Annotated in this window: 18 protein-coding genes; 15 read left to right on the plus strand and 3 right to left on the minus strand. The window is 61.3% G+C overall.

Annotation, left to right across the window (positions count from 1 at the left end):
- Positions 1 to 7 precede the first annotated feature (7 nt).
- From ACTQZF_RS07455 to ACTQZF_RS07465, 3 genes are all read left to right on the plus strand, one after another.
- Positions 8 to 4,771 (plus strand): acyl-CoA dehydratase activase-related protein, encoded by a 4,764-nt coding sequence (locus tag ACTQZF_RS07455; protein ID WP_441554966.1) that lies wholly within the window; start codon positions 8 to 10, stop codon positions 4,769 to 4,771.
- 281 nt (positions 4,772 to 5,052) lie between these two features.
- Positions 5,053 to 6,012 carry a 3-hydroxyacyl-CoA dehydrogenase gene (locus tag ACTQZF_RS07460; RefSeq protein ID WP_154514839.1) on the plus strand — a complete coding sequence of 320 codons (960 nt, stop codon included), beginning with the start codon at positions 5,053 to 5,055 and terminating at the stop codon, positions 6,010 to 6,012.
- 304 nt (positions 6,013 to 6,316) lie between these two features.
- On the plus strand, positions 6,317 to 8,053 hold the full coding sequence (locus ACTQZF_RS07465; RefSeq protein ID WP_441554967.1) for an aryl-sulfate sulfotransferase: 1,737 nt from the start codon (positions 6,317 to 6,319) through the stop codon (positions 8,051 to 8,053).
- A 69-nt stretch (positions 8,054 to 8,122) separates the two neighbouring features.
- Here ACTQZF_RS07465 and ACTQZF_RS07470 read toward each other — a convergent pair whose 3' ends face one another.
- Together ACTQZF_RS07470 and ACTQZF_RS07475 are read right to left on the minus strand one after the other, a co-directional pair.
- The gene (locus ACTQZF_RS07470; RefSeq protein ID WP_441015161.1) at positions 8,123 to 9,262 is read right to left on the minus strand and encodes a DUF389 domain-containing protein; all 1,140 of its coding nucleotides are present in this window, start codon (positions 9,260 to 9,262) and stop codon (positions 8,123 to 8,125) included.
- A gap of 209 nt (positions 9,263 to 9,471) precedes the next feature.
- Entirely contained in the window at positions 9,472 to 11,172 is a 1,701-nt protein-coding gene (locus ACTQZF_RS07475) for an OPT/YSL family transporter (protein ID WP_441554968.1), read from the minus strand.
- A gap of 252 nt (positions 11,173 to 11,424) precedes the next feature.
- Between ACTQZF_RS07475 and ACTQZF_RS07480 the strand changes: the two genes are divergently transcribed.
- The 11 genes from ACTQZF_RS07480 (at position 11,425) to ACTQZF_RS07530 (ending at position 21,882) form a co-directional block, all read left to right on the plus strand.
- The gene (locus tag ACTQZF_RS07480; RefSeq protein ID WP_154514831.1) at positions 11,425 to 12,276 is read left to right on the plus strand and encodes a type III pantothenate kinase; all 852 of its coding nucleotides are present in this window, start codon (positions 11,425 to 11,427) and stop codon (positions 12,274 to 12,276) included.
- A gap of 88 nt (positions 12,277 to 12,364) precedes the next feature.
- Positions 12,365 to 12,889, plus strand: coding sequence for a deoxycytidylate deaminase (locus tag ACTQZF_RS07485; protein ID WP_154514829.1), 525 nt, complete (start codon positions 12,365 to 12,367; stop codon positions 12,887 to 12,889).
- Between the two features lie 188 nt (positions 12,890 to 13,077).
- Positions 13,078 to 13,356 carry a NifU family protein gene (locus tag ACTQZF_RS07490; RefSeq protein WP_427718265.1) on the plus strand — a complete coding sequence of 93 codons (279 nt, stop codon included), beginning with the start codon at positions 13,078 to 13,080 and terminating at the stop codon, positions 13,354 to 13,356.
- A gap of 109 nt (positions 13,357 to 13,465) precedes the next feature.
- A complete protein-coding gene (gene lgt, locus ACTQZF_RS07495) occupies positions 13,466 to 14,287 on the plus strand; it encodes a prolipoprotein diacylglyceryl transferase (RefSeq protein ID WP_427747670.1) in 822 nt (273 codons plus the stop codon).
- A gap of 146 nt (positions 14,288 to 14,433) precedes the next feature.
- The gene (locus ACTQZF_RS07500) at positions 14,434 to 16,617 is read left to right on the plus strand and encodes a DUF6020 family protein (RefSeq protein ID WP_441554969.1); all 2,184 of its coding nucleotides are present in this window, start codon (positions 14,434 to 14,436) and stop codon (positions 16,615 to 16,617) included.
- A 165-nt stretch (positions 16,618 to 16,782) separates the two neighbouring features.
- On the plus strand, positions 16,783 to 17,589 hold the full coding sequence (locus tag ACTQZF_RS07505) for a YebC/PmpR family DNA-binding transcriptional regulator (protein WP_154514825.1): 807 nt from the start codon (positions 16,783 to 16,785) through the stop codon (positions 17,587 to 17,589).
- Positions 17,590 to 17,754: 165 nt separating this feature from the next.
- Positions 17,755 to 18,300, plus strand: coding sequence for a hypothetical protein (locus ACTQZF_RS07510; RefSeq protein ID WP_441554970.1), 546 nt, complete (start codon positions 17,755 to 17,757; stop codon positions 18,298 to 18,300).
- A complete protein-coding gene (locus tag ACTQZF_RS07515) occupies positions 18,293 to 18,670 on the plus strand; it encodes a DUF2273 domain-containing protein (protein WP_441040759.1) in 378 nt (125 codons plus the stop codon). The genes ACTQZF_RS07510 and ACTQZF_RS07515 overlap by 8 nt, the downstream gene beginning before the upstream one ends.
- A gap of 44 nt (positions 18,671 to 18,714) precedes the next feature.
- Positions 18,715 to 19,236, plus strand: coding sequence for an Asp23/Gls24 family envelope stress response protein (locus ACTQZF_RS07520; RefSeq protein WP_441554971.1), 522 nt, complete (start codon positions 18,715 to 18,717; stop codon positions 19,234 to 19,236).
- 207 nt (positions 19,237 to 19,443) lie between these two features.
- On the plus strand, positions 19,444 to 20,466 hold the full coding sequence (locus tag ACTQZF_RS07525; protein WP_441540262.1) for a YitT family protein: 1,023 nt from the start codon (positions 19,444 to 19,446) through the stop codon (positions 20,464 to 20,466).
- A gap of 150 nt (positions 20,467 to 20,616) precedes the next feature.
- Positions 20,617 to 21,882: a zinc-ribbon domain-containing protein gene (locus tag ACTQZF_RS07530; protein ID WP_441554972.1), complete on the plus strand. Its 1,266-nt coding sequence runs from the start codon at positions 20,617 to 20,619 to the stop codon at positions 21,880 to 21,882.
- A gap of 140 nt (positions 21,883 to 22,022) precedes the next feature.
- Here the strand turns inward: ACTQZF_RS07530 and ACTQZF_RS07535 are convergent, their stop codons facing one another.
- Positions 22,023 to 23,486, minus strand: a complete 1,464-nt coding sequence (locus ACTQZF_RS07535) for a M20 family metallopeptidase (protein WP_441554973.1) — start codon at positions 23,484 to 23,486, stop codon at positions 22,023 to 22,025.
- A gap of 304 nt (positions 23,487 to 23,790) precedes the next feature.
- Between ACTQZF_RS07535 and ACTQZF_RS07540 the strand changes: the two genes are divergently transcribed.
- Positions 23,791 to 25,434 (plus strand): amidohydrolase, encoded by a 1,644-nt coding sequence (locus ACTQZF_RS07540; protein WP_427747676.1) that lies wholly within the window; start codon positions 23,791 to 23,793, stop codon positions 25,432 to 25,434.
- The last annotated feature ends 826 nt before the right edge of the window (positions 25,435 to 26,260 follow it).

Here is a 26,260-nt window from a genome sequence, read left to right on the forward strand (position 1 = left end):
AGAGACAATGAGCAAACTCGTCGAGGGCATCAAGGACCGCATGGTCGCCGCCGCACGCGAGGCTGCGCCCACCGTGGTGGACGCCGCGCAGAAGGCCGCGACCGCGGCTGCCGAGAAAGTTGTCGAGGCAGTTGCCGATGCCAAGAACTCGGTAGGGGAGACGTCCGTCGCTAGCGAGCCCGCAGCCGCCGCCCACGCCCCCGAAGGCGCAATCTTCAACCCCGACAACGCCCACGGCAACCTGCACCTGGGCATCGACGTTGGCTCCACCACCGTCAAGCTCGCCGTGCTCAACGATGACAACCAGATCGTCTACGCCAAGTACCAGCGCCACCATACCGACGTCCGCGCCTGCGCCCGCGACCTGTTCGAGGGTGCTGCGGCCGTGCTGCCGACGGCCCAAATGACCTGCGCCATTACCGGCTCGGGCGGCCTGCTGCTGTCCCAGTGGCTCGACCTGGAGTTTGTCCAAGAGGTCATCGCCAGCAAGCGCGCCGTCGAGACCCTCATCCCGGCCACCGATGTCGCCATCGAGCTGGGCGGCGAGGACGCCAAGATCATCTACTTCGATAACGGCATTGAGCAGCGCATGAACGGCACCTGTGCCGGCGGTACGGGTGCGTTCATCGACCAGATGGCAACCCTGCTGCACACCGACGCCAGCGGCCTCAACGAGCTCGCGGCCAACGCCACCACCATCTATCCCATCGCCAGCCGCTGCGGCGTCTTTGCCAAGACCGACGTCCAGCCGCTGCTCAACGAGGGCGCCCGCCCCGAGGACGTGGCCGCCTCCATCTTCCAGGCCGTCGTGACCCAGACCATCTCGGGCCTGGCGTGCGGCCGTCCCATCCGCGGTAACGTCGCCTTCCTGGGCGGCCCGCTGCAGTATCTCTCCGAGCTGCGCCATCGCTTCTACCTCACGCTCAACCTGGACGAGGAGCACCGCATCGTGCCCCAAAATGCTCACCTGTTTGTGGCGAGCGGTGCCGCCATGGCGCACGAGTCCAATAAGCTCAGCACGTTCCCGCAGCTCATCGAGGCCATCGATGCCCTGGGTGACACACAGGGCGCCGAGGTCGAGCGTCTGGATCCACTCTTTGCCACCGACGAGGACTTTGCCGAGTTCAAGACCCGCCACGACACCGAGGTCGTTCCCAAGGGCAAGCTCGAAGGCTACACCGGTCGCGTGTTCATCGGTATCGACGCCGGTTCCACCACCATGAAGGCCGCGCTTGTGGGTGAGGACGGCCAGTTGCTGCATACCTGGTACGGCAATAACAACGGTGACATCCTGGGTACGGCCAAGGTCATCATGGCCGATTTCTACAACCACATCCCCGCCGGCTGCACCATCGGCCACGTGACCACCACGGGTTACGGCGAGGCGCTGCTCATCGAGGCCCTCAAGGCCGACTCCGGCGAGATCGAGACCGTCGCGCACCTGCGCGGAGCCAAGGCATTCCTGCCCGGCGTCGAGTTTATCCTGGACATTGGCGGTCAGGACATGAAGTGCCTGCGCGTCAAGGACGGCGTTATCGAGCACATCATGCTCAACGAGGCCTGCTCGTCGGGCTGCGGTAGCTTTATCGAGAGCTTCGCCGTCTCTATGAACATGGACGTGCGCGCGTTCGCCGACGCCGCCATCCATGCCAAGGCTCCGGTGGACCTGGGCAGTCGCTGCACGGTCTTTATGAATTCGCGTGTTAAGCAGGCGCAAAAGGAAGGTGCCACGGTGGGCGACATCGCGGCCGGTCTGTCCTATTCCGTCATCAAAAATGCCCTGTTCAAGGTCATTAAGCTGCGCGATCCCAAGGAGATCGGAAGCCAGGTGATCGTCCAGGGCGGCACCTTTATGTCCGATGCCACGCTGCGCGCGTTTGAGCAGCTCACCGGCGTTCACGCCGTGCGTCCCGACATCGCCGGCTGCATGGGCGCCTATGGTGCAGCCTTGCTCGCCCGCGATCGCGCTGGCGCCGACGGCACCTCGACCATCCTTTCGGCCGAGGACATCGCGCACCTCACTGTGACGCAAAAGCACGTCCGCTGCGGCCGTTGCTCCAACAACTGCCAGCTCACCGTCAATGACTTTGGCGGCGGTAGGCGCTTCATTACCGGCAACCGCTGCGAGAAGGGCGCCGGCCACAAAAAGCAAAAGACCGAGGCCCCTAACCTCTTCAAAAAGAAAAACGAGTTGCTCTTTAATCGCGAGGTGCTGAGCCCCGACGAGGCCCCGCGCGGCACCGTGGGTATCCCGCGCGCACTCAACATGTACGAGAACTACCCCTTCTGGCACGCGTTCTTTACGCGCTTGGGCTTTAGCGTGCAGCTGTCCGACCAGTCGAGCAAGAAGACCTACCAGGCAGGCATCGAGTCCATGCCGTCCGAGAGCGTGTGCTATCCGGCCAAGATGAGCCACGGCCACGTGATGAACCTTATCGACCGCGATGTCGACTTTATCTGGATGCCGTGCGTTCGCTGGGAGCGCAAGGAGGATCCGACGGCTGGCAATTGCTATAACTGCCCCATCGTCATGAGCTACCCCACGGCGCTGGCACTCAATATCGACGAGATCCGTGAGCAGAATATCGAGTTCCTGTACCCGTTTGTGCCCTATCACGACAAGACCGAGCTCAAGCGCCGCTTGTACCAGGTGCTTGCCGTCGACCGCGTGGCCGATTCGCAAGCCGGTCGCGGTCGCGTGCGCGGTCCCAAGATCACGCGCTCCGAGGTCGATGCCGCCGTTAACGCTGCCTTTGAGGCCGATGCGCGCTTCCACGAGGACATCCAGACCATGGGCGAGGAGGCCCTTAAGTGGGTCGAGGACCATGGCGGTCACGGAATCGTGCTCGCCGGTCGCCCCTACCACAACGACCCCGAGATCAACCACGCCCTGCCCGAGCTTATCTCGAGCTTTGGCTTTGCGGTCTTTACCGAGGATTCGCTTGCGCACCTGGTGAAGCCCGAGCGCCCCATCCGCGTCGTCGACCAGTGGATGTACCACAGCCGCCTGTACGCCGTCGCCCGTTTTGTGACGATGCGCAACGACCTGGACCTGATCCAGCTCAACTCTTTCGGCTGCGGCCTGGACGCCCTGACCACCGATCAGGTACAGGAGATCCTGGAGGCCAGCGGCAAGATCTACACCGTGCTCAAGATCGACGAGGTGTCCAACCTGGGCGCCGCGCGCATCCGCATCCGCTCGCTCATGGCCGCGCTTAAGGACCAGGAGGCCGAGCGCTTGGCCGAGGCCGCGGCCGCGGGCGAGACCTACGAGCAGGGCGATGCCGCGCCGGTGGCCCCCTCCACGGATGCCCCCGCATTCGCGAGCCGCAAGTACACGTTCGAGGCTCAGCGCGAGAGCGCATCGACCGCGTGGCCCAAGGTGCCCTTTACCGAGCAGATGCGCGAGGAGGGCTACACCATCCTGTGCCCGCAGATGGCGCCGATCCACTTTGACCTGGTCAAAGAGGTGTTCCGCGGTGCCGGCTACAACTTGGAGCTGCTGCCCTCGACCGATCACGACGCCGTCGAGGCCGGCCTGCGCTATGTGAACAATGACATTTGCTATCCGTCCATTTTGGTGACCGGCCAGATTATGGAGGCCATCGAGAGCGGCCGGTACGACCTGTCCAAGACGGCCGTGGTTATCAGCCAGACCGGCGGCGGCTGCCGTGCCACCAACTACATCGCACTCATCCGCAAGGCCCTGCGCGAGAGCGGCCACCCCGAGATTCCGGTGATCTCGCTTTCGGCGGTGGCGCTCGGTGAGGACAACCCCGGCTTTAAGATTACGCCGGCGCTGCTTAAGCAGGCAGTCTACGCGGTGCTCTTTGGCGACGTGATGATGCAGATGCTTTATCGCTGTCGTCCATACGAGGCTACGCCCGGTGCCGCCAACGCACTCTACGAGGAGTACATGGCGCGCGCCCGCAAGCTGGCGCCCAAGTTCAACCGCCACAACTACACCAAGCTGTGCCGCGAGGCCATCCGCGCGTTCGACACCATGCCGCTCGTGGGCGAGGGCACCAAGCCGCGCGTGGGCGTGGTCGGCGAGATCTTGGTCAAGTTCCACCCCACAGCCAACAACCACGTGGTCGACGTTATCGAGCGCGAGGGCTGCGAGGCCGTGGTGCCGGGCCTGCTGGACTTCTTCCTGTACTCCATGAGCAACGCCGAGCTGCAGAAGGATGAGCTCGGAAGCTCTGCAACCACGCGCGCTGGTATGCAGGCGCTCATCAAGCTCGTGGACTGGATGCGTACGCCGGTGGAGGAGCTGCTCCAAAAGTCCCGCCGCTTTGAGGCGCCCGAGCGCATCGGCACCATGGCGGACAAGGCCCGTACGGTGCTTTCGGTGTGCAACAACATGGGCGAAGGCTGGCTGCTCACGGCCGAGATGCTCGACCTGATTGACCATGGCGCGCCCAACATCATCTGCACGCAGCCCTTTGCGTGCCTGCCTAACCACGTGGTGGGCAAGGCCGTGATCAAGGAGCTGCGCCGTCAGCACCCCGAGAGCAACATTGTCGCGGTGGACTACGACCCCGGCGCGTCCGAGGTCAACCAGCTCAACCGCATTAAGCTCATGATCAGCGTGGCCAAGGAAAACATGCGCGCCGGTAAGGGCTTTAAGCTCGAGAAGGTGGCGCCGCTCGCGATGGACGAGGTCACCGGCCAGATGCGTGACCATGATGGCTGCGTGAGCTGTGGCTCGGCCAGCGAGGAGGCCGTTGCATCGGTCGCCAAGCGTCTGGGACGCGGCATTAAGAAGTAGTTGGCCTGCTATGTGCTAGATATGAGACAAACGGGTGGCAGCCGTATCGGCTACCACCCGTTTTTGCTGGACATATGCTGCGTAAACGCCCCAACTATCATCTCTTCCGAAAGCGACGCGTCAGTGGCACCAAAAATCGCCCTTGGAACCCTGAGATAATGAACATATGTAGCCGTTCGCCGCAAATTACCGTCCGTTTATGGAACCCACCTCTAGCGCGCGTCATCCTTACGGTTGAATAAATACACATCCATGGAATTACGTAAGAGAGGACTGTTCCTATGAGCTACAAGACCGTTTGTGTTGCCGGTGGCGGCGTGTTGGGAAGCCAGATTGCCTTTCAGGCTGCCTACTGCGGCTTCGATGTGACGATCTGGCTGCGCAGCGAGGGCAGCATCGGCCGCACTCAGCCCAAGATCGATCATGTGCGCGAGGAGTACATCGCGGCTATCGAGGGCATGGCGGACGGCACGGGCGAGTGGTGTGCCGGTATCGCCGATAGCGACCAGCCCTTCGACAAGGAGGCGGCGCTCGCTGCCGTCGAGCGTGCCTACTCCACACTCAAGCTAGAGCTCGATCTTGCCAAGGCAGTGGCCGACGCCGATCTGGTTATCGAGTCGATGGCCGAGGACACCCAGGCAAAGATCGACTTCTACAAGAAGCTCGCCCCGGTTCTCCCGCAAAAGACCGTTGTCGTGACGAACTCCTCCACGCTGCTGCCGAGCACCTTTGCCAAGTACACCGGCCGCCCCGAGAAGTACCTGTCGCTGCACTTTGCCAACTCCATCTGGAAGAACAACATGACCGAGGTCATGGCTCAGGACCAGACCGACAAGCGCTATTTCGATGAGCTCGTCGACTTTGCTAGCGACATCCGTATGCTTGCCCTGCCCGTCAACAAGGAAAAGAACGGCTATCTGCTCAATTCCATGCTGGTGCCGTGGCTGCTGTCGGGCCTTGATCTGTACGTCTCGGGCGTCAGCGACCCCAAGAGCATCGACCTCGCATGGACGCGCGGCACTGGCGCGCCCAAGGGCCCGTTCCGCGTGTTCGACACCGTGGGCATCCAGACGGCCTATAACATCGTCATGCAGTATCAGAAGGTGCCGGGCTTGGTGAGCCCGCTGCTCAAAAAGATGATGATGCCCTACAACTTTAAGGCCATGGCATCCGTCCTCAAGCAGATGCTCGACGAAGGCAAGCTGGGCGAAAGCTCGGGCGAGGGTTTCTTCAAGTATTAAAAAGATTCCTCGGCAACATTGAGAAACGTATCATTTGCAGTGTCAGTGCGCCGCAGCGCCGCTCGGCAACGGGACAATCCGCTTTATGCGCCAACGCGAACTTGTCGACTTTGCCGTGGACTGGATCGAGCACCATCGCGGCCGCCCCGATTGATCACTTGGGAGCGGAAGGATTGCGGATTCCCTTCGCGCCCCGCGTTTCCGTATCGCTACAAGCTTAAACTTGCATTAAGGGGCGTTTGTTAAACTGTGAGTCATAATTAGACAGGGCTGGGCAAACGCCGTGGTATATGAGGGAACAACAATGGTATTCAAAGACGGTAACGATATGGAATTGAGTGACAAGGACAGCAGACTGTTTTCGCGTCGAGAGGCTCTTGCGGGTGCGGCGGGCGCGCTGGCGCTTGCCGGGACAGGGCTCATGGGCTGCTCGGTCGGCGGGGCCGGCACGGGCGCCGCATCTACTGCGAGCAACGAGCTCACTGACGAGCAAAAGAAACTCCACAAGCAGATTGTCGCGACCTACGACGTCGAGAAGCAGGCGGCCATCAAGGAGCGGCTCGATGCCGAGTACGCTGACGGCGGCTACAACGAGACCACTCCGTTTATCGCGCAGGATCCCTTTGGCACCGATACCCTGAGCTGCTACGTTCGCTTTGCGACAACGGATTCCGTAACCGTCTCCTACAAGGTCGCCGGTCGCAAAAAGACTGGTGACACGCCCAAGGTCGCCGCGTTTTCCCATACGCCCCACGGCGGCGACGCGCCGGCCACGGAACACGAGTTCAAGGTCATCGGCCTCATTCCCAACCACAAAAACACGGTAACCATCACTTGCACGGCACAAGATGGTATCAGCCGCACCTCGACGTTCACGGTCAAGACGCCGGCTCTCAAAGGCGAGGAAGAAGAGCAGCTTGCCGTCACGTCGGGGGAGTCCAATACGCCGCTTGCCGATGGTCTCTTTACCATCTTGGGCAACGACTCGTCCAAGCTCGACTTTATGTACCTCTACGACAACGACGGCCAGATTCGCGGCGAGGTGCCGATTGTCGGCTACCGCAGCCACCGCCTGCTGTTCCCGGGCGACGGCAGCATGATCATGAGCGTCTCGACTACCAAGATGGCCCAGATCAACGCCATCGGCCAGGTGGTAAACGTCTGGAGCACGGGCGACTACGAGCTACACCACGACTACGCTTTCGATGACGATGGCAACCTGCTGGTGCTGGCGAGTCACGCCGGCTCCGAAGCCGATTTGGACGTCGATCGCGCGGCTGCCAAAAAAGATAAGGACGATCGCGTTAATGTAGAGGACCTCATCATTAAGGTCGACATAACAACAGGTGACGTTTCTCTCGTCGTGGACCTGGGCGATATATTCCCCGACCTCAAGGCAAGCGCCAAGGTTGCCTCGGACGGCGACCTGGATTGGATTCACATCAACACGATCCAGTGGCTCGGCGGCGACACCGTTTTGCTCAGCTCGCGCGAGACCTCAACGGTCATCAAGCTCACGGATATCTACGGTACGCCTACGGTCGATTGGCTTATGGGCTCGCCAGAGTTTTGGGCCGGCTCGGGCTTTGAGGACAAGTTGCTGCAGGCTCAAGGCGATTTTTCGCTCAACGCAGGCCAGCATAGTGTGACCTATCTGCCAAACGACGAGACGACTGCGACTGGTCGCTACCAGGTGCTGCTATACGACAACAACTTTGGTGTTGCCGAGAGCTATCCCAAGTTCGACTGGGGCCAGCTGGGCGCTGCGGTAGTGACCGACTACAGCAAGGGAACGCATTCGTTTGGGCGCATTTTTACGGTGGACGAGACCGCGCGCACCTACGAGCTTGTGGACCAGATCGCAGTGCCGTTCTCAGGTTACGTAAGTAGTGCGCAGCGCGTCGGCGATTCGAATAGCATGCTCGTGGCATCGGGCATAGCCAAGACCTTTGCCGAGTACGATCGCTATGGACTGCCCATTGCCACGTACGAGATGGAAGCCGAGAAGTACATCTACCGCGTGTACAAGTACGAGCTGTAGCGCTGCGCTTGGCTGTGCCTGTGCCCCGCGGCTGCGCGCGCTCGTACCGGGCCTACCTCACGTTCCGCATCACTTCACGTCAAACTCCACGCGATCGAGTTCGGGTACGTTGAGGTCGATGAGCTTGCGGGCAACACGGCGGTCGTGCGCCCCGAGCGTCTCGCTTGTCGTTACGCGAGCGACAGTCTGGCGCTCGACAACGCCCTCCTTGTCGCCCTCGGTAGCCGAGGTCTCGACGGCGACGGTGTAATCCTTAAAGCCCGGCAGCACCGCCGCAAGTTCGCGCGTGGTTTCAGTGACGCCGTAGCCGTCTTGCACGCCGGCCTGCGCCGAGCCAATAGACCCCGCCGTCATAATAATGCAGGGGATGGCAAAGATCACCGTGCCCACGATGATGCGGCGGCGCACCTTGCGCGATAGCTCGTTAACCTCGGCGTTTTCTTCAGCAGTCACAATACCGTCGCCGTTCAGGTCGCGCTTGAGCGGCACGCGCAAAAGAAGCAGCACGGCTTCGGCGGCCAGTGCGATAAAGACCACGTTGATGCCAAACTCATAAAGCGCCGAGAGAAACAGTGACCCGCTTGCAATGGCGATGCCATAGCCCGCCGCGCACAGGGGCGGCATGAGCGCGGTCGCCACGGCCACGCCGGCGATAAGCGTGGCAGGTTCCTGGTCACGCGAGTTGCCCAGCCCGCCCGCAAAGCCGCCCGCGAGCGCGACGGCAAGGTCCCACACAGTGGGCGTCGAGTTGTCGATGATGGCGGCCGTGGTGGTGCCAAGGGGCGAGAGCTTAAAATACAGCGTAGACGTGATCAGACAAAAGGCCATCTGTAGCGCGAGGCCGGCGACGGCCTCGACGGCAATCTCACGGTCGAGCGTGGCGATGCCATATGCCATGGCAAGGACCGACCCCATGAGTGGGCAGATGAGCATGGCGCCCACGATGGCAATGTCCGAGTCGATATCGAGGCCGATGCTCGCGATGAGCATGGCGATGATGAGGATGCATAAGTGCGAGCCGGTCAGCCGCGCCCCGTTTACAAAGCGCTTGCGAATCACGTGATAGGGTGCGCGACCCTCGCGAATGTTGAATGCGCGCTTTAGGAAGCGGCCGGTGTTCTCCAGGGCCTCACTATGGGCAGGTCGAATGCCGTGGCGCCGGTGATGGCGTTTGCGTAGTCGCTTGATCTGTTGTTTGTCGAGTTCCATGTCCACCTCGTATTGCCGCAGGAACGCGGGTGCGCTCGCAGCATGTACTCTACACCGTGGCGGGCGGGGTGGTCATCTTGACGTGAAACTTAGACGAGCAGGTAAGGGGGACGTCAAATGCGGTTGCGGCCGAGTGTTTCGACAGATACAGAGCGCGGGGCCGGATGGTCTCCGACCCTGCGCTCTGTACGGGTACGTTGTTGTTGGGTTTAGCCCAGCAGACTCAGGCCGACGGAGACAAACGCCAGGATAACGCCAACGACAGACTCGCCTCCCAGCAGGCCGCTGGCGACGACCAGGCCCTGCTCCTGGAAGGCAGCATCCTTGGAAGCCTTCTCTTTGCCCGAAAGACCGGCGGCGTCGCGGTGTGCGGCCCACTTGTCGTAGGCGAGCTTGACGCAGGAGCCCAAGAAGGCCGTGAGCGACATGTAGAACGGCAGGTACACGCCCAGACCGATCATCATGGCCGGAATGCCGAGCCAATACATGACGATGCCGGCGATAAAACCGCCTGCGAACCACGGCACGCTCGGGATGCCCGAGACCATGGTGGCGACTACGCTTGCCTGCGCGGCCACAAAGCTCTTGTCGGGACCAAAGGCGTCCGGACCATAGGCGGTGACGAGCGCGACCATGACGGCGGCAGCGATCAGTGCGCCCACGATGCCGCCGATGGCCTGGCCGATCCACTGTGCGCGCGGGTTGGTGCCCAGCACGGCGCCGGCCTTAAAGTCGTTCATGACGTCGCCCGCAAGGCCGCACGCCACGGCCACGATGCCGGCGATAAAGAACAGCTTGACCTGCGCAAGCTGCGCGAAGGCCGCTACGATGAGCATGACGATGAGGCCAAAGATCTCCATGGGGTCGATACCCGTCTGGCCGCAGCTCTGCGCACTCATGATGGTGGTGACAAAGGTGAACAGCGTGACGATGACGGCTGGGACGGGGCCAAGGTCGAGCGCGATGGCGATGATCACGGCGATGGCGGCGGTGCCCAGGCCGATGATGCCGGCGTCGAGCTTAAGCGAGCCCGAGATGAGCGACTGCTCGTCGGTGTCGGTGGAGCTGTCGGCGGCAAGACCGCGAACGATACCGGCGACCTGCGGCAGGATATCTTTAAGGACGACGGCGACGCCAAAGCCCATCATAAGGCCCATACCTAAGGACTTGACGATACCCTGCGCGGTCACAATATCGAACAGGCCGGCAGCGGTGCCGCCGACGATAATGCCAAAGTTGCCCAGCAGCGCGCCGGCAAACCAGAAGGCGACGGGGGCAAAGCCCACCAAAAAGCCGATGGACAGCAACATGGGCGAGTTGTAGATGGCAAAGGTCACGCCGGGGATATTGAGCGTGCACAGCATGCTGGGCACCACGCCCAGGGCGTCGCGCAGCACGCTATAGATGCCTGCGATGGCCATGGAGCCAAAGAGCTGCTTGCCGGTCTTGCCGCCAGCCTCGGTAGCACGCAGGGTCTGGGCTGCGGCGTTGCCGGTGGGAAACTCCAGCGCGGCGTCCACGATAAAGTGACGGTGGATGAGCGCCGTTGCCAGAAGGCCCAAGATGGTGCCGGCGAGCGCCACGATAAACATGTCGAGCCAGCTGATCTGGTCGGCATAGCCCAGCATCCAGGCGCCCGGGATGGTAAACGCCAGGCCGCCGGCGACCATGGCACCCGCGGACATGATGGTGTGGGTAACGTTGGCCTCGTTGAGGCTGGCATTGCCCATGAGCTTAAGGAAGAACAGCGAGATGACGGCAGCGAAAATGATCGGCCAGGGGAGGGCGCCCATCTTGAGGGCCGTGTAGGCCGAGCTTGCCGTGATAATCACGCAGCCAAGGACGCCGATGACGACGCCGCGCAGCGTGAGTTGACCGCGCATAGAAGTGCGGTTCGAGGGATTGCCCATATAGAACTCCTTTGCGTATATCCGCTTCCCCCGCAAGCGCCGCTACGGATACGGCGCGGGAAGTCGGGTTACCAAGGGCCGCCGCGTGAGCTCGCGCACGACCGCGCATCAGTATAGCGGCATCGCCCATCCCATGCCCTGCCAAAACCAGCTAATTTGGGACGGGGCTTTTTTAGCTACCTCGAGCGAAGTCGAAGGATGATTATTCTGGGACGGGGATATACTGCTGGGCAGACGAAAGGAGCGCCGACGATGCTTAATGGGTGCGCATATATATTGACGGTCGACGTGGGCAACACGTTCATTCGCTTTGGTCTGTTTGCCGAGGATTCGGCCGCGGCGCAGGAATGCCCGCTTGCGACGTGCGAGATCACGACGCCGCCGAGCATTACGGCCGATGAGGCGCGCATGAGGCTCGCGCGGGTCATGGGCGCACTGGCAGCCGATGCGGGCATGCCTGGTGTGCTCGTTCCCGCGGCAGCAGTGCTGAGCTGTGTGGTGCCGGCGCTCGAGCGCCCGTGGAAGGCGGCACTTTCCCGTACCTGCACGGGGCGCGTGCTCACCGTGGGGCCGGGACTTAAGACCGGCATGCCCGTGCACTACGACGACCCGGCCGAGATCGGTCCCGATCGCATCGCCGACGCCGTGGCGGCCCGTGCCGTCTACGGCTCTCCGTGCATCGTGATTGACCTGGGCACTACGACCAATATCGAGGTCATCGATGCGCGCGGAACCTTTGTCGGCGGTGTTATCGCGCCGGGGCTGGCGCTCGGCGCTCGCTCGCTCTCGGCCGCTGCGGCGCGCCTGCCGCAAGTCGAGCCCTCGGCACCCACGCATGTGATCGGTCGCAACACGCGCGAGGCCATGCGCTCGGGCGTGGTCTTGGGCGAGGTGGCCCGTATCGACGGCATGCTCGACATGGTGCTTGCCGAGATGCGCTCGACCAAGGCGGCAGGCGAGGGCAGCGTGCCCATTGTCATCACCGGCGACGATGCCGAGGCGCTCGCGGCGTTGGTCGGCCACAGCCTGACGGTAGACGACGCGCTGACGCTGCGGGGTCTCGCCGAGCTGTACCGCATCAACCAAAAGCCTCGCCGCGCATAAAGCCAAGGACGTCGGCGCCGGGAGGAAACAGCCCCACCTTTCACCTGCTACAATGGGCCAAACTATTTCGATTTCGGAGGTGTCTGCCATGTCGGACGATCTTCATCAAACCGCGTCGGGCAAGCGCCGCGACGTTATTAGCTGGGACGAGTTCTTTATGAGCGTGGCCATCGCCGCGCAGCGCCGCAGCAAGGATCCCAATACGCAGGTGGGCGCGTGCATCGCCAGCACCAACCACCGCATTCTTTCGGTGGGCTACAACGGTACGCCCTCGGCGCTCAACGACGACTTTTTCCCGTGGGGCACGAGCGATGACCCGCTGCAGGACAAGCATAACTACGTAGTTCATGCCGAGGCCAACGCCGTGCTCAACTACCGCGGCTCGCTCAAGGACCTTGAGGGTTCCACGGTCTACGTCACGCTGTTCCCGTGCCACGACTGTGCCAAAATCCTGGCGCAGGTAGGTGTGGGCGAGGTTGTCTATCTGGACAATAAGTACGCCGACACCGACGACGGCCGCATCAGTCGCCGCATTCTCGACTCCTGTGGCATTAGCTTCCGCCAGGTTATCGTCGATGTCCACATTGGTACCGGGGAACAAACGCAGCAGTAGCGGCAGCGTGTACGAGCGCCGGGCGTTGGCAAAAGCGGCTAATTAAGCCCCGTCCCAAATTGACCGTCAAATTAACTGCTCGTGAAAGTCGTGTCCGCGCGCATGGACGGCTCGCGAGCGGGTACATGGCTGTAGTAACATAGCTCTGTCCGCGGGCGCGCCCGCGTTATTGTGAGAAAGGAGCCCCTGTGGCTGTTAACGAAGAGCTGCTTAAGAAGGTTCTTGAAGAGATTCGCCCCAACCTGCAGGCCGACGGCGGCGACATGGAGTATATGGGCGTTGATGACGAGGGCGTCGTCAAGCTGGAGCTCCAGGGCGCCTGCGCCGGTTGCCCCATGAGCGCTCTGACGCTTTCCATGGGCGTTGAACGTATCCTCAAGGAGCACGTGCCCGGCGTTACGCGTGTCGAGCAGGTCAATGCCTCCGGCGAGGTCGAGGATCTGTACGACGAGTATGCGCCGTTCTGAGAAGCGAAAGCCGCGGGCGATGTGCTCCGCATAGACGTCATGCCCAAATGTGCGGCTGCGAGCGAAAGGCCCGCGGCCGCATTTGTATGTAGGGAGCAGGGGGACCGATATGCTCAACGACCTCTACCATATGCTTGATCCTGTCGCCATTTCGGCGGGGCCCATCACCATCTACTGGTACGGCTTGGCCTATGTGGTCGGAGCTCTGCTCACGGCGGTCGTCATGTACCGAACGCAGCGTCGTTGGGGTTTTGACATTACGGTCGACGACCTGATGAGTGTCGTGGTTGGTGTGGTCTTTGGCCTCATCATTGGCGCCCGTCTGTTCTACGTCATCTTTTACGGTGACGGCTACTACTGGGCGCATCCGCTCGAGATCTTTGCCACCAACGAAGGCGGCATGAGTTTCCATGGCGGCCTGGTGGGCGGCATCATCGGAGGCGTGCTCGTGTGCCGCATGTACAAGCTCGACGCCTGGACCATCGCCGACCTTGCCGTTATCGGTGCTCCGCTGGCCCTGTGCCTGGGGCGCTGCGCCAACTTTGTCAACGGCGAGCTGTGGGGCAAGCCGACCGATTTGCCCTGGGGCGTGATCTTTGGCGGCACCGCGGGCGATATGCCGCGCCATCCATCCCAGCTCTACGAGGCATTTCTCGAGGGCATTGTGCTCTTCTGCATTCTGCAGGTGCTCAGCCGCAAAAAACCGCTGCTGCCCCAGGGTACGTTTATGGGTGTGTTTGTGATGGGGTACGGCATTGTCCGCTTTTTCGTTGAGTTCGTGCGCGTGCCCGATGCCCAGCTGGGCTATCTGCTGGGCGGCGTCATCACCATGGGCCAGCTGCTGAGTCTGCCACTCGTGATCGCCGGCCTGGCGCTCATCATTTTTGCCCTCCGCCGCAACCGTCCCCAGCGCATCTATCTCGACGCCTAACCACCACATACCGCCACAAAGGGGACAGGCGCCTTTGTGGCGGTTTTGCAAGGCAACAATGACAGAACCGTAACGTTTCCCCAGATAAAACCTGCCAAAATAAACCTGTCCCTTTTTGGCAGGTTTCTAGAAAGGCTTTTCGGACTGTGAAGGATTCCGATCTCTCCACAACGGCTGCGCGCGACGCCGCCCGCATCGTTTGGTTTAAGCGCTATCCCGCCAAGCAGACGCTCGTCGCATTTTTGCTCGCCCTGCTGGCGACCACGGCGTTTTCCATCGATCCCGCCCCGGTGTCGAGCAACGCGGTCTTGGCGATCGATCCCAAGGCCTCGGGCATGCTTTACGTGTGCTACGAGGTACTCCTCTCATTTGCCGGCCATACCGACGCTGTGATGCTGCTCGCGCTGGCCTGCCTACTCACGCTGCCGTTTCGCTATGTGTTCTTTGGCCGCGGTGACGCTTGGCGCCCCTCGGTCGTGCTGCCGTCGCTGTTCTTTGCCGTCTGCATGGTGTTCGGCCGCAGTTACGACCTCACCGATTCGGCCGAGATTGTGCTGGGCGACAAGGCGCGCGTTATCTGCGCCTGGATTGGCGGCGCGGGCTGGATGCTTCTGGCGATTGTGTCCTTCTATCTGGCTTTTGAGTTTTTGGATTGGTTGAGTTCTCGCCGCATTCCGTTTTCGGAGGCGCATTTTGGCCGCGTGTGGCGTGTTACCCACGCCGAGCTCTCGGTCCATCCTTTTGTTGGGCCGTTTCTTGTACTCATGATTGTCTGGGCGCCCACGCTTATCGCCTCGCTGCCCGGCCTCTTTATGGGAGATACGGGCGCGCAGATTCGCCAATGGTTCAACTACCCCAACGGCACGAGCGACTACCTGCGCCTGCTTAACCCCAACGTGCTGCTCAACGGCCATCATCCGGTGGTGCACACGGCCATCATCGGCTCGTGTGTGCAGCTGGGGCTTTCGCTATTCAATAGCGCCAATGCGGGTCTTGCCATCTACACCTGCGCCCAATTTGTCATCACGGCCGCCTGCGTGGCCTATTCCATATCGTCGCTGCGCAAGCTGGGCGTGAGCCTGCCGGTCCGCGGCGTCATCTTGCTGTTCTTTGCGTTTATGCCGATGTTCTCCAACTACGCGGCGCTGCTGACCAAAGACGTACTGTTTGCCGATGCGTTTCTGGTACTGCTCGTTCAGACCGTCAAGCTCGTGGCATGTGGCCTGCCCCGTCGCGATGTCAATGCCGAGCGCGCGGGCGAGCGCACGCCTGTGCTCTTTGCGCGCCACGACTGGCTGTTGCTCGTGCTGGGCGCCATGGGTTCCACGTTTTTGCGCAATGGCGGCCTGGTCTTTCCGTTGGCGGCCTGCGTGATTGCGGCGGCGTTTTGCGCCTGGGACGCGCATGTGGCCCGTCGCGTGGTCAAACAGTCTGGCGTCGCACCCTCATGCGCCACGCCGCGCTTCCGCTGGGCCGGCGTTCTCGCGGTGCTCGTGCTCTGCCTTGCCTCCAACATGTACTTTACCAAGGTCTTTATGCCCGCGCACGATATCACGCCGGGCTCCAAGCGCGAGATCCTCTCGATTCCGTTTCAACAGACGGCGCGCTTCGTCCAAAAGCACGACGGCCTTAATTCGGGCGTTAACCCCAAGGTCAAAGACGACGGCACGATTGAGGAAGCTCCCTGCGACGGTCTGGTGACCGATAAGGAACGTGCCGTGATCGACCGTGTGCTCAAGTACGAGAATCTGGGCCGTCGCTACAACCCCGACAAGTCGGATGCCGTAAAAAACTGTTTTAACGAGTACGCCTCGCAGGAGGACATCAAGGCCTATTTTGAGGTGTGGGCCCAGATGTTCAAAAAGGATCCCGAGTGCTATATCTCGGCGCTCATCAATAACTACTACGGCTACTTTTATCCGAGTGCCCGCGATGCGTGGGTCTACAGCACGGCGCGCAGTGCCGAGATCATGGCGAAGCCCGATAACCTCAAGTACTTCGACTTCCATCCGGTCGATAGCAAGGTTGTGCGCTGGTGCGACCACCTGATCAACCTGTATCGCGTGGCAGTACAACGCATCCCGTTTATCTCGCTCACCATGAGCTCGGCCACCTATGTGTGGATCATGATCGCTGTGGTGGTCTATCTGCTACGTCGTCATTCGTGGCGCGGGCTGGCCATTTGGGTGCCGCTGCTGGGCGTGCTCGCCGTGTGCCTGATCGGTCCCTGCAACGGCTCGACCTACATGCGCTACCTGTATCCAGTCATCGCCTGCATGCCCTTCGCCATCGGCGCCACCATCACCCGCAGCGACCTTCTCTGGTTCTAACTTGGTGCAAAGGGGACAGGTTACTTTGCACCAAGGGGCTGCATCATCACGACGCCTTCATTTTGGGGTTTATCTCGCAGGCCAGTAGGTATATCATAACGACGTTTGTTTATATTGCCCGAGCATCTGCGCTGGGCTTTAGGTCGAAACCGATAGGAGACACGTATGTCCGGACACTCTAAGTGGGCCACAACCAAGCATCGTAAGGGCGCGCAGGACGCCAAGCGTTCCGCCCTCTTCTCCAAGCTGAGCCGCAACATCACCGTTGCTGCCCGTCTTGGCGGCGACCCGCTGCCCGAGAACAACGCCAGCCTCGCCGCTGCCGTTGCCAAGGCTAAGGCTCAGTCCATGCCCAAGGACAAGATCAAGTCCGCTATCGACAAGGCCTTCGGTTCGGGTGCCGATGCCGCCGTCTACGAGAACATCGTGTACGAGGGCTATGGTCCCGCCGGCGTTGCCGTCTACGTCGACTGCCTGACCGATAACCGCAACCGTACCGCCGCCGATGTCCGTTCCGCCTTCTCCCACGCTGGCGGCAACCTGGGCACCTCCGGTTCCGTCGCCTTCCAGTTTGAGCGCAAGGGCCAGATCGTCGTCGCCAAGGAGATCCTGGACGAGAACGCCAAGAAGGAGACCATGATCGCCAACGGTGCTGCCGGTGACGAGGAAGAGTTCATGATGGCTATCGCCGAGGCCGGTGGTGACGACTACGAGGACGCCGGCGAGGAGTGGATCGTTTGGACCGCCGCCAACGACGTCATGGCTGTTTCCAAGGCGCTCGAGGAGCAGGGCATCCAGGTCAAGGGCTCCGAGACCACTATGGTTCCGACCACCCCGACCGAGGTCTCCGGCGCCGATGCCAAGAAGGTCCAGCGCCTCATCGACCGTCTCGAGGAGCTCGACGACGTTCAGGATGTTTACAGCACCATGGACATGACCGACGAGGTCATCGCTGCCCTCGAGGAGGAGTAGCGCCTGCACGGGTTAAGCCGTGCATATCTGGGCATAATGAAGCGAGCATACAAGCCTCGTGGAATAGATGAGCCGGATCCGCGTGCGTATGGCACCGGACCCGGCTCTTTTATAATGATGCGAATCGTTTTGCATTCTGCGGACCGAAACCTGAAGGGAGCGCGCGTGCGCGTACTCAAACGAGCCCTAGCAATCGTGTACCTTGCCGCCGCCATCGTGGCGCTGGGCACGCTTGTCTGCCAGTTCTGGGGACCGTATACGTATCGCTTTATGCTGCTGTTGCGTGACACCATGCCTCGCGTCGTCGTTACGGTGTGCGCCGCCATCGTGGCACTTGGCGTGCTCATCGGGTTTTTCCGCCTGATGTTCGCGCGTCGCGAGCCGTCCTGCGTGCATCCGGCGGGGGAGCGCAACATCGAGGTCACCCTCGCAGCGCTTTCCTCGTGCGCCCGTGCCGCGGCGGAGTGCGATGATCGCGTGATGGTTGAGCGTATCGAGGCGCGCGTTCAAGGCTCCGACGAGTCGCACGTTCGTTTTAAGGTCGAAGCCATCGCGCTCGACGACCGGGACGTGGCCTCCCTTGCAACCGCGATGCAGCAACGTATCGAGGAGGCCTGCGACACCATGCTCGGCACGCCGGGCACGACCGCGCGCGTCCGTTTATTGCCGTCCAAGACTACCGTCCAGACCGTGGAGGTTTCCGGTGAGTGATACCAATCAAGACAAGACCGTCCGCACCCCGCGCTTGACGATCGACCAGAACGCTACGCCGGCAGGCGAGTCCGCCGACACCACCCCCGAGGCCGGCGAGCAGCACGACAGCGCCGCCAACGACTTTGACGAGGCCATGGGTCTCATCAAGGGTACGGGGGCGGCCATCTGGAGCTATGCCGTCCGTCATCCCAACACCACGCTCGGGGCCGTCGCTGGTTTTGTGCTCGCCGTGCTGGTGCTCACGCTCGGCCTGTGGGATACACTCGTCATCGCATTCTTTGTGCTGATCGGCGCCGTGATTGGCCAGATCCGTGACGGCGAGAACGGGATCGTCAACTTCTTCGGCCGTCTGTTTAGCGGCCGCTAGTATGTATTCGACCGCCGCGTGTGCGGTGGGCATAAGGAGGAACCATGGCTTTTAACACGAAGGTCGATGTGGCCGATACCGAGCTCGAGGCAGACGAGACCGTCACCGCCGAGGCTGAGGATGTAACGCTCGAGGACGGGGCGCTCGTCGAGGCCGAGCCCGCCGACGATGCGGACGAGGATGATGAGGAAGCGGACGAGTCCGAGGATTCGCTGACCTATTCCAACGGTGTGATCGAGAAGATCGTTGCCATGGCCACCCGCGAGGTGCCGCACGTCCTGGGCATGAAGGGCAACCTTATGCACTTTGTGCAGGAGCAGTTTGGTGCCGAGAGCCTGACCAAGGGCGTGACGGTCGAGGTCACCGATGACAACCGCGTGGTCGTCAACATTTCCGTCATTATCGAGTACGGCGCCTACGCACCCGCGATTTTCGACGACGTTAAGGCGCGCGTGACCGAGCGTCTGGCCGCGATGACCGGCCTTGAGGTGGCAGGCGTCAACCTGCGCATCGAGGATGTCATCACCCCCGAGGAGTACGAGCACCGCACCAGCCAGCACGAGTAACCTACCAAATAGGGACAGGTTTGTTTCGATAGGTTTTACCTGCGAAAACGCTAAACGGTAGACCGCGCAAGCAAAAGTGCGGTCGACCGTTTTCTATATGCCCTCGATGTAGTCATACCGCTCGTCTAACTAGGGGTTGCAATCTTCGCGCTCCGCGTTACCCTAATGGGCGCATTGTTTCCAAATCGTTAACGAGGGGTTGCCGTAATGGCTGACGAGCACGAAACAGAAAGCAAGGCATGGGCGATTGAGGCCGCTGCGGCAGAGGCGGCGTCGCGTGCCGCCGAGGAGGTGCATCGTCCTCCCGTGGTGCCGATGGAGCGCGTTGTCGGTCGCGAGGATATCGAACGTGGCGAGCGCGCCGGCCGCAAGCGCAGCCAGGAGCCGGGCTTCCCGCGCTTTTTCGCCGAGCTCAATCTGGGCCTGATCCTCACGGCGTTCGCCATCGTTGCGTTTAAAACCCCTAATCATTTTGCTTTTGGCGGAACCTCGGGCGTGTCGGTCATTCTTTCCACGCTGTTCCCGACTCTGCCCGTCGGCGTCTTTATGTGGATTATCAACGCGGTTCTCGTCGTCTTGGGCTTTATCTTTTTGGAGCGCAAGGCAATCCTTTGGAGCGTTTTTGCCTCGTTTGCGCTTTCGGCCTACGTCTCGCTGTTTGAGCTCTTCATTCCGACGGATGTTTCGATGACGGGCGATATGTGGCTCGACCTGTGCTTTGCCGTGATTTTGCCGGCGCTGGGCAGTGCCATTGTCTTTGACATTGGCGCCTCAACGGGCGGCACCGATATCCTTGCCATGATCCTCAAGCGTCGCACGACGCTCGAGATCGGACGCGCCTTGCTACTGGTCGATATCGGCATCGTGACCATCGCGGCCTTTTTGTACGGTCCGCGCGTTGGCCTGTACTGCGTGCTCGGCCTGTTTGCCAAGACGCTTGTGGTCGACAAGGCCATCGAGAGCATTCACTTGCGCAAGGTCTGTACGATTATTTGCGCCGAGCCACGCAAAGTCGAGGAGTTTATCGTCAAGCATCTCAACCGCACGGCAACGATCAGCCGCGGCTACGGTGCCTTCTCGGGCAATTGCGTGACGGTGATCATGAGCGTGCTGAGCCGTCGCGAAGCAGTGCAACTGCGCCGCTATACCCGCGATATCGATCCAGATGCGTTTATCACGATCGTTGACAGCTCCGAGATCGTGGGCAAGGGCTTCCGCGGCACGAACTAGCGCGGATATACCCTTCGAACCATTGAATAAAGCCGCCAACGTTTCAAATCGGTCATCTTGGGGTATTTGTCCCCACATTGCGCGATAATGTTGCCAAAGACGTCGTTTGCGATCCAGGTGGTTCACTCTAGATACGAAGGGATGATTTCGATGTTCTGTTCGCAGTGTGGCGCCCCCATGGGCGATAACGACAAGTTCTGCGGCGTGTGCGGTGCCCCTAATACCGAGGGCAAGGCCGCCGGCCCCGCTCCCCAGGGACAGTCTCAGCCCCAGCAGTTTGTTCCGCAACCGCCCGTGGCGAATGCGCCAAAGGGCTGTGTGGCTCAGGCGTTCCAAGACATGACCAAGACTCCGGTCGTGCTGCAGCGCGTGTGCCAGATTGCTTTTTTGCCGGCGCTTATCTGTGTCGTGTCGGTGCTCGTGCTGTTCATTCCCGTTATCGGCGGTATTGCAGCTGCCATCGGCTTTTTGGCCGCCTGCGTGGCGAGTGTGTGCGGTTCGGGCTTTGGCATCGAGTGGGGTCGCGACCTGTCGCTTAAGATCGATGACGGCATGGATCGTCCGTTGATGCGTTCCACATCGTTTGGCCTCGGGGTCTTTTCGAGTGTTATTTCGGTCGTGCTCGAGATTATCGCTGCCATTCCCGTTATTGGCGTAGTGCTTTCGCTGGTGGAGAGCGTGGTAATTGGCGCGGCGGGCTCGTATTCGCATTACGGCTCTTATGCGCTCGAGGCTGCGCTGTTTGGCTCGCTTGGCCTGCTTGTCCTGGCTATGATTGCCACGGCGGTCCTGGGAGTCTTCTTTAAGATGTTCGCCGATATCGCCGTGATGCACTTTGCGGTGACCGGTCGCGTCGAGAGCGCGTTTTCGCTCGACAAGGTCTGGGCGGCCTTTAAGAACAATAAGACCAAGCTGTTCTGTGCTTCATTCCTTCCCGAGTTTTTGACGGGCCTGGTCGCCAACGTTGTCACATGGATCTTGACGGCGGTCTTTGGCGCCATTGCCTCTGTCGGTATGTATAGCTATTACTATCGTCCTACGGGTATTGAGGCAATTGTTGCCGGCGGTGGCATCGCACTCGTACTGTTCCTGGTGCTGATCGCTTTCGTCACCGTATTTCTAACGGTCTTTGGCAAGATGCTCAAGCACCGTGCCGTTGGCTATTGGGTCGCACGTTATGCAAGCGAGTGGGCCGACGAGGATAAGGACGACGTCCTGACGTTTGTATTGCCCTTCGAGAAGAAGTCCGCTCCTTCGGGTTACAGCGCTCCGGATGTCGCGCCTGAGCCCGAGCCTGAGTCTGCCCCGGGATCTGCGCCGGAGTCCGAGCCCACGACGGAGCCCGAGCCCACGACGGAGCCCGAGCCCGAGACGGAACCCGCGCCAAGCTCCGACGAGGACCCGCAAGACGAGTAGCCCTGTCACCTGCCATTTGGGGATGGGGTAGAAATGGTAGAAATAGTGCTTGACGAATGAGCGGGGGCGGACGTGTCGAAACGTCCGCCCCCGCTTTGACATCGCGATGTGGCTACGGCTGCGAGATGGTCGCGATTCGACTACTCGTTGTGCTTCTCCTCGTGACGAGCGGCGGCGCGAGCTTCGTGGATGCCCTTGATCGCGGCATGGCGAGCGGTGCGGGCGTCGTGCATGGCGTCGCGGGCCTCGGCGGCCGTTGCCTTGGCAGAGCGTAACTTGGCTGCCAGATCGGGATTGGTTTCGGCGACTGCGGCGATAGTGGGGCCGTCGAGCTCCTCTTGCGTGGGCTCGGCCAAAAAGTCGATAGCATACTGAGCGGCCACCATGGAGCCCTTAGCCAGCACGGTCTCGTCGATCTTGTAGAAGCAGGAATGTTGGGCGTACGTGGCGCCAATCTTGGGGTTGCGCGTGCCCACAAAGGCAAGCACACCCGGTACACGGCGCAGGTACTCCGAAAAATCCTCGCCCGAAAGCGTGCCGCGATAATGGCCTTCGCCGGCTGCACCCAGACACTTGACCACGGCCTGACGACAACGCTCACTCGAGGCGACGTCGTTTTCGACCTTGTAGTTGGCGATGGTGTAGTCGGTAAGTTCAGCCTCGGCGCCCAGGGCCGCCGCAGTGTGCTCTACGATGCGGCGCATGAGCTCGGGCATTTCCTCGTGCGTCGAATCGCCATAGGTGCGCACCGTGCCGGCGAGGTAGGCGGTACCGGCGATAACGTTGCGCGCGGTGCCGCCGTGCAGCTCGCCGACGGTAATGACGGCCGGCTCGTAGGGGCTGATCTCGCGCGAAACGATGGTCTGCAGGGCGTTGACGATCTCGGCCGCCACCATGACGGCGTCGTGGCCGCGCTGGGGCATGGCGCCGTGGCACGAGGTGCCGCGGACATCGATGCGGAACCAGTCGGTATTGGCCATGCGCGGACCGGGCTCGCAGCTTACGGTGCCGGCGTCGACCTCACTCCAGATGTGTGCGGCGTAGGCGCCATCGACGCCGTCGAGCACACCCGTGCCGATCATGAGTTTGGCGCCTTGGCCGTTTTCCTCACTGGGTTGGAAGACGATGCGGACCTCGCCGTGGATGTCGTCGGTCATATGGCGCAGGATCTGCAGCGTGCCGAGCATCATGGCAATGTGGCAGTCGTGGCCGCAGGCGTGCATGCAGCCCTCGTTGACGCTGGCGAACTCCTCGCCGGTCTGCTCGGTGACGGGTAGGGCGTCGATATCCGCGCGCAGCAGGATGCGGCGGCGCGGCGTGCCGTCCTCGCGGTAGGCGTCGGGTGCGGTGCCGCGAAGGGTCGCCACCAGGCCCGTCTTAAGCGGGCGCTCGTAGGGGATATTCATGGCGTCGAGCTGGTTGGCGATGTCAGAAGTCGTGCGCTCTTCGGCGAGGCTCAGCTCCGGGTGCTTATGGAAGTGCCGGCGCTGCTTGATGATGTAGGGCTCAAACTCGGCGGCGATATCTTGGATGGCTGCGGTGACGTCATCAGCCGCGCGGGCCTCGGTCGCTGCCATAATCTGCTGTGCCTTGGTCTTCGTCATGGTCGATTTGCTCCTTGCTGGTTTATCGCAAAATCGTACAGGCTCTTTCCAGTATGCCACCTGCCACTTGGGGACGGGGCAGAAATGGTAGAAATGGATACCTCCGTAACCTTGACAGGTCCAAATTGCTTGTGCACGCAGCCTTGGATGCGGCTTTCAAGCTTGAAATCTACCATTTCTACCCTGTCCCCAAGGGGCAGGTGGGGCCGTTGGGGTTGGGAAAGGTGCCGTTTACCGCTTGACGTTTTGCAGCTGTGGCGGTGGAGTACACTCGGGGGTGTTGAATTTCCTGCCAGAGATGGGGATGCCCATGCAACATATCGATCGGATTATCCGCTCTAAGAACGTCTTTACCTCGCAAGATGGCATCGATACCGCCCGTGAGCTGGCGATTGCCATCGCAGGCGACCGTATCGTCGCAGTCGGCAAGCCCGATGACGTGATCGCCGCCGCGCCTGCCGCCACGCCGGTTATCGACTACGGCGAGCAGTTTGTCTGCCCCGGTTTCCATGACGCTCATCTGCACTTCTTTCATACCTCGGTCGGTTCCTCGCCGTATATGCTCATGGATGGGGGCACGTCCGAGGTGGCGCTGGTGCAGCACGTGCTCGAGTTTTCCCAGGATCTGCCCGACGACGCTTGGGTTGTGACGCAGGGCTGGCGCGACTACCGTTGGGACCCGCCCGAGCATCCTACCAAGGCGTCGCTCGATGCGGTATTTCCCGATCGTCCCTGCGTTATGTACTCGGGCGACGGCCACACGCTGTGGCTCAACAGTCGCGCTCTCGAGGCGCTCGGCGTCACGCGCGATAGCGAGCCGCCAGCGGGCGGCAGCTACGACAAGGACGCAAACGGTGAGCTCACGGGCATTGCTCACGAGGCGGCCGCCATGCAGCTGTTGCCGCGCTGCCTTGAGTGGCTGGGCGAAGATCGCATCGCAAGCGCTTACGCCGATCAAATGAGGCGCATGGCCGAGCAGGGCATCACCTCGATCTGCGACATGTCGCTCATGCCCATGCCGGGCTGCGATTTTATCCGCGACGACGTCTACGACAAACTGCAGACAGCCGGCAAGCTGGGCATTCGTGCCCATCTGTTCCCCACGCTGCTGGATGACCAGTCGCGTCTAGAAGAGCTGCAGGCACGTTACGCGAACAACGCACTGCTTTCGGCCCCGGGCTTTAAGCAGTTCTTTGACGGCGTGTCGAGCGAACATACGGCATATCTCACCGAGCCCTATACCAATCCGCGCTTCCCGGGCGACCAAGGCCGTCTGACGGTTTCCGCCGAGCGCATGCGCAAGCTGGTTCTGGCGGCTGCGGAGCGCGGCCGCGCCGTGCGCATCCACGTTATCGGCGACGGTGCGATTCATGCCGCGCTGGATATCTTCGAGGAAGCCGCCGGTCTGTACGGCCTGCCCCAGCACGGCCACAACACGCTCGAGCACCTGGAGAACCTCCTGCCCGAGGACATCGACCGCCTGCGCAAGCTCAACGTCGTCGCCTCGAGCCAGCCCTGCCACATTACGCTCGACCCGGGTGGACCGGAGCGCGATTTGGGCTTGGAGCGCAGCCGCATCATGTGGCCGTTCGCAACCTATAAGCAGCGCGGCATTCGCCAAGCCTTCGGTACCGACAGCCCCATCACGCCCGTTACCAGCATGGACGTGCTCTACACGGCTATCACGCGCCAGGACCCCAAAAGCCACTGGCCCGAGGGCGGCTGGTTGCCGAGCGAGCGCATCGACGCGGCAACGGCTTTGCGCAACTACACCTTGGGCAGCGCCTATGCAGCAGGCGACGAGCAAAACCTCGGCAGCTTGGAGCCCGGCAAGTATGCTGACCTGGTAGTCTTGGACCAAAACCCGCTCACCGTTGACCCCCAAGAGCTGCAAGCCACCAAGGTTCAGGCCACCTACCTAGCCGGTAACCTCATCTACGAGCGCTGATGCTCATGCCGTGTCGTTAAACGCGGCCCGGGCGACTTATTTTGGGATGGCGCTCGAGCCACGTCTGCATATCGGTGGGGACTCGTTATGAGCGTCCCTGCTCTGCCGGATTTGTGCGTGGGGTGGAGGCGCTGCTGCCCCGCGCGTTCAAATTGGACATTTGCAATGCTGCCTCATGGTGTTTTGCATACTTCCCATTACAGATTGCATAAAAAGGTTGGGATGTTCTTTCTGGCCCTGATGTACCCCCGCCTGGGCCGTGCAAAAAACGGAGTATTCAGCACTGCGAGCTCTGCCGGCGCCGTTGCGGTCGGGTAATGTCATGGGGATTGACGTCATTTTGGCGTCCGGGCAGGCACGAGGCATGCCTTTATGCCCTGATGGGGTCTGCCTGCCGACCCAAATCGCCGGTCGAAGGCGTCCTTGGGACCAATAAGATGTGTCTGGCGCGTATACAGCCATCCTGGTCTGCTGAATACTCCCAAAAATGCACGGTGCTCCCCAGGGGACCCGTGCGTGCAGCGAAAGCCATGCCCATGTTCCTATCCGCATCGCCATTTTGCTGCACTGACGTTTCTGAATGCCGCGCCCGAACTAGTTAACTTGGCTCCCGTGTGGCGCCGGAGGGGCGGGATATAAGGTTTATCGCGAGTTCCGCACGAGCCGAAGGCCACGTAATGTGGCCTTCGTGCGAGCAGGACTGCCCGAGCAGGAAACCTTATGCCCCGCCCCTCCGGCGCCACACGGGAGCTGCGCACAAGTTATCCCCCCGGCATTCAGAAAATCTAAGTGCCAAAAAATAAGATTTTTTGACTCTGTGTTGTAT

The sequence above is a fragment of the Collinsella sp. LCP19S3_H3 genome (genome assembly GCF_052119145.1).
Lineage (GTDB): Bacteria > Actinomycetota > Coriobacteriia > Coriobacteriales > Coriobacteriaceae > Collinsella.

Excerpts from the sequence above, each read along its gene's own strand:
- ACTQZF_RS07505 (WP_154514825.1), top strand. The coding sequence starts at position 16,783 with ATGTCCGGACACTCTAAGTGGGCCACAACCAAGCATCGTAAGGGCGCG.
- ACTQZF_RS07525 (WP_441540262.1), top strand. The coding sequence starts at position 19,444 with ATGGCTGACGAGCACGAAACAGAAAGCAAGGCATGGGCGATTGAGGCC.
- ACTQZF_RS07475 (WP_441554968.1), bottom strand. The coding sequence starts at position 11,172 with ATGGGCAATCCCTCGAACCGCACTTCTATGCGCGGTCAACTCACGCTG.
- ACTQZF_RS07535 (WP_441554973.1), bottom strand. The coding sequence starts at position 23,486 with ATGACGAAGACCAAGGCACAGCAGATTATGGCAGCGACCGAGGCCCGC.
- ACTQZF_RS07470 (WP_441015161.1), bottom strand. The coding sequence starts at position 9,262 with ATGGAACTCGACAAACAACAGATCAAGCGACTACGCAAACGCCATCAC.
- ACTQZF_RS07530 (WP_441554972.1), top strand. The coding sequence starts at position 20,617 with ATGTTCTGTTCGCAGTGTGGCGCCCCCATGGGCGATAACGACAAGTTC.
- ACTQZF_RS07520 (WP_441554971.1), top strand. The coding sequence starts at position 18,715 with ATGGCTTTTAACACGAAGGTCGATGTGGCCGATACCGAGCTCGAGGCA.
- ACTQZF_RS07460 (WP_154514839.1), top strand. The coding sequence starts at position 5,053 with ATGAGCTACAAGACCGTTTGTGTTGCCGGTGGCGGCGTGTTGGGAAGC.
- ACTQZF_RS07455 (WP_441554966.1), top strand. The coding sequence starts at position 8 with ATGAGCAAACTCGTCGAGGGCATCAAGGACCGCATGGTCGCCGCCGCA.
- lgt (WP_427747670.1), top strand. The coding sequence starts at position 13,466 with ATGCTCAACGACCTCTACCATATGCTTGATCCTGTCGCCATTTCGGCG.
- ACTQZF_RS07540 (WP_427747676.1), top strand. The coding sequence starts at position 23,791 with ATGCCCATGCAACATATCGATCGGATTATCCGCTCTAAGAACGTCTTT.
- ACTQZF_RS07465 (WP_441554967.1), top strand. The coding sequence starts at position 6,317 with ATGGTATTCAAAGACGGTAACGATATGGAATTGAGTGACAAGGACAGC.
- ACTQZF_RS07480 (WP_154514831.1), top strand. The coding sequence starts at position 11,425 with ATGCTTAATGGGTGCGCATATATATTGACGGTCGACGTGGGCAACACG.
- ACTQZF_RS07485 (WP_154514829.1), top strand. The coding sequence starts at position 12,365 with ATGTCGGACGATCTTCATCAAACCGCGTCGGGCAAGCGCCGCGACGTT.